Here is a 13,968-nt window from a genome sequence, read left to right as displayed (position 1 = left end):
ACAATACAGTTTATTATGAAAAAAATATTAAATATAGGATTGCTTCTTCTAACTTTGACCGGAATAACCGGATGTAACGAAGACGAACAGTTCGAAGGCGAATTATATAAAAAAGTCATTTATCTTTTGAGCGATGATAATAAGGCTTTTCAGTCTGTACACGAATTCGGGAAAGAGAGTACCGGATATGTAAGTGTTTGTTGCGGAGGTACTGAACATGTCAAACAAGACGTTACAATAGAACTGGAACCGGATGATCAAATCCTTGCCCAGTACAACAAAATAAACTTCGATATCGAAGAATCGAAATTCGCAAAAGAACTGAAATCCGACAGATATAATATCCCGACTTACCGAACCGTATTGAAAGCGGACAGCGAAGACAACTATGCTTTGGTACCTATTTCTGTCAATCCCGAAGGTCTGAGTCCTGATTCGATCTATATGATTCCGCTCCGGATAAAAAGCACCTCGAACTATGAGATCAATCCGGACAAACAACAGGTTTTATATCAAGTCGTACTCAAAAACGAGTATGCGACTATGGAATCGACGACCCACTATCAGACTGCGGGAACCGAGATCAAACATACGACCATCGGAGAAAAAGCCAATGGTTCGAACGTAACTCGAGTCGTAGCTCCAATCAATAAAAACCAAGTACGGGTATTTGTCGGAACTCATACTTATACACCGGGTAAAGTGACTAAAGAAGATATCGACAAATATGGCATGTATCTTACGATCAATGACGACAAATCCATTACCATAACTCCCTGCGGAAGTCTGCAAGTGGAAATGATCGGCGGAGCCGAAGATAATTACTATGAAGTAGATAAAAAAGGCAGACAGATATTCTATCTGCACTACAAATACTTCGACACCAATGTTACGGTAACGGATGATAAAAACACTTGGACCGAAGATTGCTGGATCACCATGGAAGAAAAGGGTATACGATCGTTATAAATACGCATAACACTTCAATTTAAGAGCAAAATGAGTCTAAAATGCTATTTTTAGACTCATTTTTTATACAAAAAACAACCTTTTCGGAAGTATCTTTACGAAACGAAACACACAAAATACCGAATACGTATGAGAAACATTTTCCTACCGATCTTATTTATTTTCTTTTTTTCATATAGTACTTATGCAAAAAAGTCTCCCGTCGATTATGTAAACCCTTATATGGGTAACATCAGCCATTTGCTGAAACCGACCTATCCTACCGTACATCTGCCGAACGGAATGCTGCGCATATATCCCCAACGGGGAGACCACACGGAAAGCTATATTCACGGACTTCCGATAATCGTAGTCAATCACCGGGAAAACTGTTGTTTCAATTTATCTGCTTTTCAAGGATATGAGTCTCAACTGTCTCCTGTTATCAGAACAGATTATGACAATGAACAGATTATGCCCTATTACTACAAATCGGACATCGACAATCAACAGATAAAAGCCGAATTTACCCCGACATATAGGGCTGCGATCTATCGATTGACATATACTCAAAATAAACCGGGATACCTTATTCTAAATTCCGGGAACGGAGAAATGGAAATCGAAGGAAACTCAATCAAAGGATACCAAAATACTTGGGGAAATACCCGAGTATATATTTATCTCGAAACCGATATTATACCTTCAAAATCCGGAATATTGAAAGACAAAAAACTAAACACCGCACAGACCAAAACCTCTGGAGACAATTCTTGTGCCGTTTTTTGTTTTGACGGTCAAACACAAATAAACGCCAGATACGGAATTTCGTTTATCAGTATAGAACAAGCAAAGAAAAATTTACAAAATGAAATACCCGATTTCAATTTCGACAAAACAAAAAACAACGGACGCAAAATATGGAACGAAGCTTTAGGGAAAATCGAAGTAAAAGGTGGAACTGAAAATGATAAAACCGTTTTTTACACCTCTTTGTACCGTTGTTATGAACGTCCGGTAAATATCAGTGAAGACGGTTACTATTACTGTGCATCCGACCGGAAAGTACACAAGGACGATGGCCATGCCTACTATACGGACGATTGGTTATGGGATACCTACCGGGCAACGCATCCGCTGCGTATATTGATCGATGCAGATGTCGAAAACGATATTCTCGTTTCATTTATCCGAGCTGCAGAGTTATCGGAAAAACAGTGGTTCCCGACATTCCCGGCGATAACCGGAGATTCACGCAGAATGAACTGCAACCACGGTGTTGCAACGATTGCCGATGCATGGGAAAAAGGTCTCCGGAACTTCGATCTGAAAAAAGCTTACGAATACACCCGTAAAGGAATAGAGGAAAAGACTCTTGCGCCATGGTCTTCGGGAGATGCCGGATGGCTCGACCGTTTTTACAAAGAAAACGGATATATCCCGGCTTTGGCTCCGGGAGAAAAAGAAACAGTTCCCGAAGTAAACGGTTTTGAAAAACGCCAGCCGATCCCCGTCACTTTAGGAACGGCTTATGACCAATGGTGCTTGTCGCGAATAGCTGCCGCCTTAAACAAAAAAGATGAATCGGAATATTATCTGAAATGTTCTTATAATTACCGTAACGTTTTTAATCCTCAAACGTCGTTCTTCCATCCGAAAGATAAGAATGGAAACTTCATAGAACCGTTCGATTATCGTTTTTCAGGAGGTATAGGCGCACGAGATTATTATGCAGAAAACAACGGATGGACATACCGCTGGGATGTACAACACAATATCGGAGATTTGGTGAATTTAATGGGCGGTGCTGAAAAATTCTCAGAAAATCTCGATCAAACATTCAGCGAATGGTTAGGGCGAAACAAATATGAATTTTATGCCCAATTACCCGATCAAACAGGGAATGTCGGACAATTTTCCATGGCAAATGAACCATCTCTACACATTCCTTACCTATATAATTATGCAGGTAAACCTTGGAAAACACAAAAAAGAATCAGAGATCTCGTACATCAATGGTTCAGAAACGATGTTATGGGCGTTCCCGGAGATGAAGACGGAGGTGGACTTTCTTCTTTTGTAGTCTTTTCTATGATGGGCTTTTATCCGGTTACTCCGGGATCTCCATCCTATAATATCGGTAGCCCGTTCTTCAATGAAATAAAAATAAAATTAAGCAACGGAAAAACATTCCGCATTATCGGAAAATATTGCTCCGAAGAAAATAAATATATACAATCAGCAAAACTGAATGGTAAAGCGTGGGAAAAACCTTGGTTTTCTCATGACGATATAAAAAACGGAGGGAAGCTCGAATTCATAATGGGTGACAAACGTAATACCGAATGGGGTAGCGATATGAACAATGTTCCTCCTTCAGCACTCCCCTACCCGAAAAACTAAATTACCAAAATACAAAACAGATATATCTATGAAAACAGGAAAAAAACTTATCCCGATCTTATGCTGTATCGGCATTGCACATTTCTGTTCTGCACAACAAGTCGAATGGAAATACACTACAAATAGCGACCGCTGGCAGAACGAACATAATGTAACTGTCTCTAAAGCTCAAAATCAGGTTAAATATGACGTTCTGATTACATCTTATAAAGAACAGACAATCGATGGTTTCGGAGGGTGTTTCAACGAATTGGGCTGGGATGCGCTTAATCTTCTCGACTCTCAGAAAAAACAGGAAGTACTGAACTCTCTATTCCACCCTACTGAAGGAGTATGTTTTACTTACTGCCGGACACCCATAGGTGGAAATGATTTCTCCCGAAACTGGTATAGCCTGAATGATACGGAAGGTGATTTCAAAATGAAAAATTTTAGTATAGAACGAGATAAAGAAGCTCTTATCCCCTATTTAAAATCAGCATTAGCGATAAACCCAGACATGAAATTATGGGCTTGTCCTTGGAGTCCACCTACTTGGATGAAAACAACCCGTCACTATGCGACCAAGCCGGGTGATCATAATGACCTCAAAGACGAAAACCAAGTAGCGGCAGACGATCACTTTATTCAAGAAAAGAAATACCTCGATGCTCATGCTCTTTACCTGTCGAAATATATCAAGGCTTATCGCAAAGAAGGAATAAATGTATCGATGTTACAATTCCAAAACGAGCCTTATTCCCGTCAACAATGGCCGAATTGTCTGTGGACTCCCGAAGCAATGCGGAATTTCATAGCTAATCATTTAGGTCCGTTATTTAAAAAAGAACTCCCAAATGTAGAATTATGGCTCGGCACACTCAATTGTAACCGTATGGAAGACGTGAACCACATAATGAACGATCCTAAAGCCAGAAAATATATTAAAGGTATCGGATTACAGTGGGAAGGTAAAGATATTATTGCTGAAATTCACAGAAAATATCCGAAAATAAGATTGATGCAAACTGAAAATGAATGTGGAGGCGGAACTTTCGACTGGGGTGCGGCAGAACATACATTCGATTTGATCAGAAAATATATCGGTGGTGGAGCAAATGCCTATATGTACTGGAATATGGTCTTACAGGATAAAGGGACGAGTACTTGGGGATGGAGTCAGAATGCGATGATCGTTATCGATTCCAAAACGAAACAGATCAATTACACTCCTGAATTTTATGTTATGAAACATCTCAGTCACTATGTAAAACCCGGAGATCACAAACTGAAAACATTGGGGCAGGATGAAAACTTATTAGCTTTCAGAAATAAAGAAGGAAAAACAATAATTCTCGTTGCCAATAAAGAAGACAAAATCAAAAATATGACGGTTTCAATCAACGGGAACGTATTGAATCTAAGTCTCAAACCGAAATCCTTCAATACTTTATCTATAAAACTCTAAAAAAACGATTATGAACACGAAATCAATATATACAGTATTTTTGTCGGTCATTATCAGCGCCGGAGTTTCTGCACAAAAAGTTGAATGGAAATACTCTACTCAAGATAATTACTGGAAAAACGGAAAAGGGATAAAGTGGTCTGACTCCCCTGAAAAAACAGGAGAAGTTATCCGAATATCTGATGAAAAAGCCCAATATATCGATGGTCTGGGCGGTACTTTCAACGAACTCGGATGGGACGCTTTATGTACTTTACCCGAAGAAAAAAAGAATGAAATTCTTTTTAATCTGTTCAGCCCGAAAGAATCCAACTATACCTATTGCAGAATACCTATCGGAGCCAGTGATTTCGCTATGAATTTCTATTCTCTGAACGACGTTGTCGATGATTTCGATATGATCAATTTCAGTATCGACAGAGACCGGCACATATTGATGCGCTATATCAAAGAAGCTCAGAAAATTCATCCCGGCCTGAAAATCTGGGCATCGCCTTGGTGCCCGCCGGCTTGGATGAAAACCAATAACCATTATGCCAGCGAATATGATAACAGCCCCGTCAATCATAACGGACTACCGCAAAAAAGAGCATTGGAACTGCCTACCACCGGATTCAAGATGCAACCGGGATATTTAGATGCCTACGCCCTCTATTTCACTAAATTCGTTCAAGCTTACGAGAAAGAAGGTATCAAAATCGAGGCTGTAAATATTCAGAACGAGCCTTGTTCAAATCATAAATTTCCCAGTTGCAATTGGCGATCAGAAGACTTAGCTTATTTTATCGGTAAATTCTTAGGACCGAAATTCGAAAAAGAAAACATTCAGACCGAAATATTCTTCGGAACAATCAACAGGGATAATCCCCAATATACCAAAACCGCACTCGATGATCCCGCCGCATCGAAATATATCAAAGGGGTCGGATTCCAATGGGACGGTAAAGGGGCAATACCTACTATACACAAAGAATATCCTCACCTTAAAATGATGCATACCGAAGCCGAATGCGGTAACGGTTCGAACGATTGGGGTGCGTCCGAGCATACATGGTGGCAAATCAGCCATTATATGAGAAACGGAGCTCGGGTATTTACCTACTGGAACATGATTCTCGACCAAAACGGTATAAGTCCTTGGGGATGGAAACAAAACTCACTGATTACTATCAATACCGAAAACGGAGATGTCACCTATCATCCCGAATTCTATTTGATGAAACATCTGTGCCACTATATCGTTCCCGGTGCTTACCGGTTACAGACTCCGGACAATCAGGAAAACATTCTCGCTTTTGAAAATCCTGACGGAAAAATAACGGTAATGATCGTAAATCGAGAAAATCAGGAGAAAAATATTTCGCTCTCGCTTAAAGGGAAATATCTAAACCTAAAAGTAAGTCCGAAATCATTTAATACATTATCGATATAATCAAACTTAAATTATTCAATATTACATCTATGAATAAAAGATTTTTATCTTTAATGATTCTTTCATTCGCCATTACTGGAGTTTCTGCTCAAAAAATTGAATGGAAATATTCTACACCGAATAACTACTGGGAAACAGAAAAAAACATAAAATGGTCGGATACTCCGGAAAATTCGAATGAGATAATACCAATTTCAGAGAATAAGGCTCAATATATCGATGGTCTGGGCGGTACTTTCAACGAACTCGGATGGGACGCTTTATGTACTTTACCCGAAGAAAAAAAGAATGAAATTCTTTTTAATCTGTTCAGCCCGAAAGAATCCAACTATACCTATTGCAGAATACCTATCGGAGCCAGTGATTTCGCTATGAATTTCTATTCTCTGAACGACGTTGTCGATGATTTCGATATGATCAATTTCAGTATCGACAGAGACCGGCACATATTGATGCGCTATATCAAAGAAGCTCAGAAAATTCATCCCGGCCTGAAAATCTGGGCATCGCCTTGGTGCCCGCCGGCTTGGATGAAAACCAATAACCATTATGCCAGCGAATATGATAACAGCCCCGTCAATCATAACGGACTACCGCAAAAAAGAGCATTGGAACTGCCTACCACCGGATTCAAGATGCAACCGGGATATTTAGATGCCTACGCCCTCTATTTCACTAAATTCGTTCAAGCTTACGAGAAAGAAGGTATCAAAATCGAGGCTGTAAATATTCAGAACGAGCCTTGTTCAAATCATAAATTTCCCAGTTGCAATTGGCGATCAGAAGACTTAGCTTATTTTATCGGTAAATTCTTAGGACCGAAATTCGAAAAAGAAAACATTCAGACCGAAATATTCTTCGGAACAATCAACAGGGATAATCCCCAATATACCAAAACCGCACTCGATGATCCCGCCGCATCGAAATATATCAAAGGGGTCGGATTCCAATGGGACGGTAAAGGGGCAATACCTACTATACACAAAGAATATCCTCACCTTAAAATGATGCATACCGAAGCCGAATGCGGTAACGGTTCGAACGATTGGGGTGCGTCCGAGCATACATGGTGGCAAATCAGCCATTATATGAGAAACGGAGCTCGGGTATTTACCTACTGGAACATGATTCTCGACCAAAACGGTATAAGTCCTTGGGGATGGAAACAAAACTCACTGATTACTATCAATACCGAAAACGGAGATGTCACCTATCATCCCGAATTCTATTTGATGAAACATCTGTGCCACTATATCGTTCCCGGTGCTTACCGGTTACAGACTCCGGACAATCAGGAAAACATTCTCGCTTTTGAAAATCCTGACGGAAAAATAACGGTAATGATCGTAAATCGAGAAAATCAGGAGAAAAATATTTCGCTCTCGCTTAAAGGGAAATATCTAAACCTAAAAGTAAAATCAAAATCATTTAATACAATAAATCTATAATCCCACCTGCTTATGACAAAAAAAATGAAATTAATGCGAAAAGCGCTGTCAGGAGTCGGCCTGTTCATGGCCTTAACTCTTCATGCCCAAAACGAACAACCGTTATACAAGGACATGAATGCTCCTATTCATGACAGAGTTATGGATCTTCTTTCCAGAATGACAGTCGAAGAAAAAGTATCGTTAATGATACACAATGCTCCGGGAATTCCTCGGTTAGAGATAGATAAATATTATCACGGTAATGAGGCACTGCACGGGATCGTACGCCCCGGTAAATTTACCGTATTTCCTCAAGCAATCGGTATGGCAGCCTCATGGAATCCCGAATTGATATACAAAATATCGACCGCCATCTCTGATGAGGCCCGAGGAAAATGGAATGCGTTAGGATTAGGGAAAAAGCAACTGGACGGTTCGAGTGACCTACTCTCGTTCTGGTCGCCTACGGTAAACATGGCCCGCGATCCCCGCTGGGGACGTACTCCCGAAACTTACGGGGAAGACCCTCATTTAACAGGAACTCTCGGATGTGCTTTCGTAAAAGGGCTGCAAGGAAATCATCCCAAATACTTGAAAGCCGTAGCTACTCCCAAACATTTTGCAGCAAACAATGAAGAACATAATAGAGCCCATTGTAATGCCGTAATCTCAGAGCGAGATTTACGGGAATATTATTTACCTTCATTCGAAAAATGTATCGTAGAAGGTAAAGCGCAATCCATTATGACCGCATACAATGCTGTTAACGGCATACCTTGTACGGTAAATACTTATCTGATAAAAAAAGTGCTACGTGAAGATTGGGGATTTCAAGGCTATGTAGTAACGGACTGCAGTGCTCCCGCATGGATGGTAACACAACATAAATATGTAAAAGATTATGAAACGGCGGCCGTATTGATGGCTAAAGCCGGATCGGATATGGAATGTGCAGACAATGTTTATACCCAACCTTTATTGAATGCATATTACAATTACCGGGTAAGTGACGCCGATATCGATTCCATTGCTTATCATCTGCTTCGCGGACGGATGTTGCTCGGTCTATTCGATGATCCGGAAAAAAATCCATACAATAAAATAAGTCCGGAAAAAGTCGGATGTAAAGAACATCAGGAATTAGCTCTTGAAACAGCCCGTCAAAGTCTTGTATTATTGAAAAACGAAAATAACTTCTTACCGATCAATCCGAAAAAAATCAAATCGATCGCCGTTGTTGGAATCAATGCCGACCGTTGTGAATTCGGAGATTATAGCGGTACGCCGGTTAACGAGTCTGTAACGGTGCTCGAAGGAATAAAAAGATTAGTTGGCGATCAAGTGAAAGTGGTACATGCTCCTTGGGTATCCAGTGCAACAGGATATGAACCTATTAATAAGAGTTTCTTTCCGGACGGATTGAAAGCCGAATATTTCAACAATAAAAATCTGGAAGGAACTCCGGCTGTCCGCACTGAAGAAGAGCTATATTATGACCCGGTAAACAGACCACCAGATCCGTTTCTTCCGAAAGCTCCGATGTCGGCGAGATGGACGGGAGACCTACTCCCGACCGTCTCAGGTGAATATACGCTTACTCTAAAAACCGACGATGGCTGTCGCTTATATTTGGATGACAAAAAACTGATCGATTCATGGGTAGATCGTCCCGCCACAGACGATAAGGTGTTGGTAAACCTCGAAGCCGGAAAAAGATATAAAATCAAAGTCGAATATTTCGACGGCGGAGGAGACTGTTTCGCACGTCTTTACTGGAAAGCTCCTGACCTCGACAGTCGTGATCGTATCAACCTGTTCGGCGAAGCAGGTAAAGCGGCTAAAGAGTGTGACATAACCGTTGCCGTATTGGGGATAGACAAATCTATCGAACGCGAAGGTCAAGACCGCTATACGCTCGAATTACCGGCAGATCAACAAGAGTTTATCCGGGAAATATACAAAATAAATCCCAAAACTGTTGTCGTATTAGTGGCCGGAAGCTCTATCGCAATCAACTGGATAGATGAAAATATTCCTGCAATTATCGATGCCTGGTATCCCGGTGAACAAGGAGGAACGGCCGTTGCCGAAGCCCTATTCGGGAAATATAATCCGGGAGGACGTTTACCATTGACTTTCTATAATTCGATGGACGAATTGCCTCCTTTCGATGATTACGCCGTTAAAAAAGGCCGTACATACCAATACTTTACCGGAAAACCGTTATACGAATTCGGATATGGACTCAGCTATACCAAATTCAATTACAGAAAACTGAATATCGCATCAAAACAGGATACGATCAACATACAGTTCTCAATCTCGAATACAGGTAAATACGACGGAGACGAAGTCGCCCAAGTATATGTGCAATATCCCGAGACCGGAACATACATGCCGATCAAGCAACTGAAAGGATTCAAGCGGGTTCACATCAAAAAAGGACAGACCCAAAATGTATCTATTTCAATCCCGAAAAAAGAGCTTCGCTATTGGGATGAAAAAACGAGAAAGTTTGTAACGCCTTCCGGTAATTACATTTTCCAAGTAGGTAGTTCTTCACAAAGAATCAATCTTCAAAAAACTTTTGCTTTATAAAAGCAGATTTTCAGGAAGTTGTGCAAAATAGCGCAACTTCCTGAAATAAAACAAAATAAAGAATAACGTAATTCAAATTAAAATGTAATTACAATGAAAAAAAGATTATTGTTTATTTCGTTGCTGGCTGTAGCAATCGCAGGAATATCCGCTTCTTCAGTCTCCGGTGCAAATGCAAAAAAGAAGAAAAAAGGTACTCCGGTGACTTTAGGACCGAATCCTTTTATTACACACATGTTCACAGCTGACCCGTCGGCTCATGTATGGAAAGACGGACGCTTATACGTTTATCCCTCCCACGACATAGATCCTCCTCGTGGATGTGATTTGATGGACCGCTACCATGTCTTTTCTACCGATGATATGGTAAACTGGAAAGATCACGGAGAGATTTTGAACTCGAGCCAAGTGCCTTGGGGACGTCCCGAAGGTGGTTTTATGTGGGCGCCCGACTGTGCATATAAAGACGGTACGTATTACTTCTATTTCCCCCACCCGAGCAGTTCAGATGTACACTGTTCTTGGAAAGTCGGAATCGCGACAAGCAAGTATCCGGCAAAGGATTTCAAAGTACAGGGATATATAAAAGGTATCGATGATGCTTGCGGAATGATCGACCCGTGTGTATTTGTTGACGATGACGGGCAAGCGTATCTTTATCACGGCGGTTGCGGAAGAATTATCGGTGCCAAAATGAAAGACAATATGATGGAACTGGCGGAAAAACCGCGTAGCATGGAAGGTTTGAAAGATTTCCATGAAGGAGCCTGGGTACATAAAAGAAACGGAATTTATTATCTGATGTATTCCGACAATGTTCCCCATCCTGAAGGTAACCGGCTGGTTTATGCTACCAGTACAAATCCATTAGGGCCATGGACCTACCAAGGTGTGATTCTGGAAGCAACAGGTTCAGGTACAAGTCACGGATCTATCGTAGAATACAAAGGCGAATGGTTTCTCTTTTATCATAACAGCGATCTTTCCGGAGGAAAACCGGAATTACGTTCCATTTGTGTAGACAAATTATATTACAATCCCGATGGAACTATTCAATTAGTAAAACAAACCAAAGGGACTCCTAAAAAATAATAGGATTCAATACGAATAAAATAACAAAAATTACACTCACTATCATCTTCAGATACCGGATATAACCTCTATTTAGGAAAGTATCCGGTATTTTCTCTAAATAAAGATAAAACATATGACCCAAAAGTTATTTCTTTCTCTTTTTTCAATCTTTCTCTTTTTAAATGGATACGCTAAGAATCGAGAAATCATGCCTCTCGATAAAGAATGGTTATTTCAAAAAAAAGATATAACTGAGCCCATCCAAATCTATACATCATGGGATACCGTAAATATTCCTCACGATTGGGCTATAAACGGACCTTTCGATCTAAATCAAGACATGCAATTCGTGCAAGTCATTGAAGATGGTGATAAAGAAGCAAAACTCCGCACCGGAAGAACGGGAGCATTACCCACCACCGGAATGGGACAATATCGGAAAGAATTATTTTTACCTGTAGAAAAATCTACACAAAGAGTATATATCGAATTCGATGGAGTAATGAGCAATGCAAAAATTTATTTAAATGGAGAGTATATAGGAGAACGTCCCTATGGATACTCTTCGTTTTCATTCGACCTGACTGATCATTTCAGATTCGGTAAAAAAAATATTTTGGATGTAACAGTAGAAAACAAACCGGAAATGTCCCGTTTTTATACCGGAGCAGGCATCTATCGTCCTGTCAGATTAATATGTACTTCCCCTATACATGTAGCTCATTGGGGAACTTTCATTAGCACACCTGAGATTTCAGCAAAGAAAGGATCTGTATCAATAAAAACCAACATAAATGCTTTCACTGAGAAAAAGGGAAAAATAAAACTGATTACAGAAATATACGACCCTTACGGCAAATGCATCACCTCTGCAAGCACATCAAAAGAAATAATGCCATCTCTTTTTTTCGAACAAAATTGCATAGTCAAAAACCCTGCACTATGGGACACAGAACACCCCCATTTATATACAGCGATCTCTAAAGTATATTTTAATGGAGAACAAACAGACATATATAAAACGACATTCGGATTTCGTACAATAAGATTCGATAAAGACAAAGGTTTTTTCCTCAATGAAAAAGCGACCAAAATAAAAGGGGTATGCCTGCATCATGACTTAGGCCCATTAGGAGCAGCCGTAAATCTCAGAGCTACCGAACGTCGATTGGAGATAATGAAAGAAATGGGTTGCAACGCTATACGCACCAGCCACAATCCTCCTTCTATTGAACTTCTTGAATTATGCGATAAAATGGGACTTATGGTACAGGTAGAAGCTTTTGACGAGTGGAAAAACGGGAAATGCGTAAACGGATATAATACTCTGTTCGATAAATGGGCGGAAAAGGACCTGACCGACCTGATTCGTCGCGACAGAAATCACCCATGTGTCATTATGTGGAGTATCGGCAATGAATTACGTGAACAAGATCAAAAAGAAGGCGGTCAGATAGCACGTTTTTTATCTGATATAGTACATCGGGAAGACCCTACCCGTCCCTCTACGGCTGGCTACAACAACCACACCGGTGCTATTGTAAACGGTCTTGCAGATGCCGTCGATCTTGTCGGGTTCAATTACAAACATTACGACTATCAAACCCAACACGAGAAGCATCCTGAATATATTTTATACGGAAGCGAAACCAGCTCGGCAGTAAGTTCACGCGGAGTTTACAAATTCCCGGTAAAAGACAACTGGACTCCCTGGTATAATGATTATCAAGTATCAAGTTATGATATGGATTATGTGCCTTGGGGCAGTGCTCCTGATACAGAATTCGAAAAACAGGATGACAACGAATTTCTTTTAGGTGAATTTGTATGGACAGGGTTCGATTATCTGGGAGAACCTTCTCCATACGGTGAAGGCGCACCATCCCGCAGTTCTTATTTCGGAATAGTAGATTTAGCCGGGTTAAAAAAAGACAGATATTATTTATACCAAAGCCAATGGAGCAATAAACCGGTTTTACATGTTATGCCTCATTGGACATGGCCTGCCCGCTTAGGTCAAAAAGTTCCGATTCAATGTTACACAAACTATCCTGAAGTCGAATTATTTGTTAATGGGAAAAGTATGGGAACAAAAAGGAAAGATAAAAGCCAAAAATTTCTACGTTATCGAATGAGATGGGACAATATAATTTATCAGCCGGGAGAAATAAAAATCATTGCAAAAAATGAAAAAGGTGAACCATGTGAAGAACGCATCATAAAAACAGCAGGAAATCCTGATAAAATATATCTGAAAGCTGATCGGGATACGCTATCGGCCAATGGGAAAGATCTATCTTTTATAACTGTTGAAATACAAGACAAAGAAGGCAACCTATGTCCACGCGATGCATCCTTGCTTTTTGTAAAAGTAAATGGTAACGGAAAATTAAAAGCTTTATGTAACGGAGATGCAACCGATCTCATTCCCTTTACATCAAATTATATGCGAGTCTTTAATGGAAAAATGGTCATTATTGTCGAATCTAAAAATAAAACCGGAGAGATCAATATCGAAGTTTCCGGTGAAAGATTAAAAACCGGCTTCTATAAGCTAACATGTCAACAATAAAGACTTCTCTTAGGGACATTCAGTAAATAATATAAAATCAGCCAACTAATTCATACACAAAGTG

8 protein-coding genes are annotated in these 13,968 nt (G+C 40.2%); all 8 read left to right on the top strand.

Annotated features, from left to right (window positions below):
• The first annotated feature begins 15 nt into the window (after nucleotides 1-15).
• The 8 genes from AC1WHX_RS00815 (at nucleotide 16) to galB (ending at nucleotide 13,904) form a co-directional block, all read left to right on the top strand.
• Nucleotides 16-969 (top strand): BT_3044 domain-containing protein, encoded by a 954-nt coding sequence (locus AC1WHX_RS00815; protein ID WP_122337788.1) that lies wholly within the window; start codon nucleotides 16-18, stop codon nucleotides 967-969.
• Nucleotides 970-1,098: 129 nt separating this feature from the next.
• Nucleotides 1,099-3,351, top strand: a complete 2,253-nt coding sequence (locus tag AC1WHX_RS00810) for a GH92 family glycosyl hydrolase (protein ID WP_009318611.1) — start codon at nucleotides 1,099-1,101, stop codon at nucleotides 3,349-3,351.
• A 28-nt stretch (nucleotides 3,352-3,379) separates the two neighbouring features.
• Nucleotides 3,380-4,798 (top strand): glycoside hydrolase family 30 protein, encoded by a 1,419-nt coding sequence (locus AC1WHX_RS00805; RefSeq protein ID WP_009318610.1) that lies wholly within the window; start codon nucleotides 3,380-3,382, stop codon nucleotides 4,796-4,798.
• A 10-nt stretch (nucleotides 4,799-4,808) separates the two neighbouring features.
• Nucleotides 4,809-6,230, top strand: coding sequence for a glycoside hydrolase family 30 protein (locus tag AC1WHX_RS00800; RefSeq protein WP_481228798.1), 1,422 nt, complete (start codon nucleotides 4,809-4,811; stop codon nucleotides 6,228-6,230).
• Between the two features lie 29 nt (nucleotides 6,231-6,259).
• A complete protein-coding gene (locus AC1WHX_RS00795; protein WP_481228797.1) occupies nucleotides 6,260-7,678 on the top strand; it encodes a glycoside hydrolase family 30 protein in 1,419 nt (472 codons plus the stop codon).
• A 24-nt stretch (nucleotides 7,679-7,702) separates the two neighbouring features.
• Nucleotides 7,703-10,258, top strand: a complete 2,556-nt coding sequence (locus tag AC1WHX_RS00790) for a glycoside hydrolase family 3 C-terminal domain-containing protein (protein ID WP_390886919.1) — start codon at nucleotides 7,703-7,705, stop codon at nucleotides 10,256-10,258.
• A gap of 93 nt (nucleotides 10,259-10,351) precedes the next feature.
• On the top strand, nucleotides 10,352-11,350 hold the full coding sequence (locus AC1WHX_RS00785) for a family 43 glycosylhydrolase (RefSeq protein WP_122337792.1): 999 nt from the start codon (nucleotides 10,352-10,354) through the stop codon (nucleotides 11,348-11,350).
• Nucleotides 11,351-11,540: 190 nt separating this feature from the next.
• Nucleotides 11,541-13,904, top strand: a complete 2,364-nt coding sequence (gene galB, locus AC1WHX_RS00780) for a beta-galactosidase GalB (protein WP_303116752.1) — start codon at nucleotides 11,541-11,543, stop codon at nucleotides 13,902-13,904.
• Nucleotides 13,905-13,968 lie beyond the last annotated feature (64 nt).

The sequence above is a fragment of the Coprobacter sp. genome, assembly GCF_982436375.1.
The sequence above is the reverse complement of the archived record's forward strand: the minus strand, read 5'-3'. Positions and strand labels throughout refer to the sequence as shown.

Coding starts and splice junctions, on each gene's coding strand:
- AC1WHX_RS00815 (WP_122337788.1), top strand. CDS start 16: ATGAAAAAAATATTAAATATAGGATTGCTTCTTCTAACTTTGACCGGA.
- AC1WHX_RS00810 (WP_009318611.1), top strand. CDS start 1,099: ATGAGAAACATTTTCCTACCGATCTTATTTATTTTCTTTTTTTCATAT.
- AC1WHX_RS00800 (WP_481228798.1), top strand. CDS start 4,809: ATGAACACGAAATCAATATATACAGTATTTTTGTCGGTCATTATCAGC.
- galB (WP_303116752.1), top strand. CDS start 11,541: ATGCCTCTCGATAAAGAATGGTTATTTCAAAAAAAAGATATAACTGAG.
- AC1WHX_RS00805 (WP_009318610.1), top strand. CDS start 3,380: ATGAAAACAGGAAAAAAACTTATCCCGATCTTATGCTGTATCGGCATT.
- AC1WHX_RS00785 (WP_122337792.1), top strand. CDS start 10,352: ATGAAAAAAAGATTATTGTTTATTTCGTTGCTGGCTGTAGCAATCGCA.
- AC1WHX_RS00795 (WP_481228797.1), top strand. CDS start 6,260: ATGAATAAAAGATTTTTATCTTTAATGATTCTTTCATTCGCCATTACT.
- AC1WHX_RS00790 (WP_390886919.1), top strand. CDS start 7,703: ATGAAATTAATGCGAAAAGCGCTGTCAGGAGTCGGCCTGTTCATGGCC.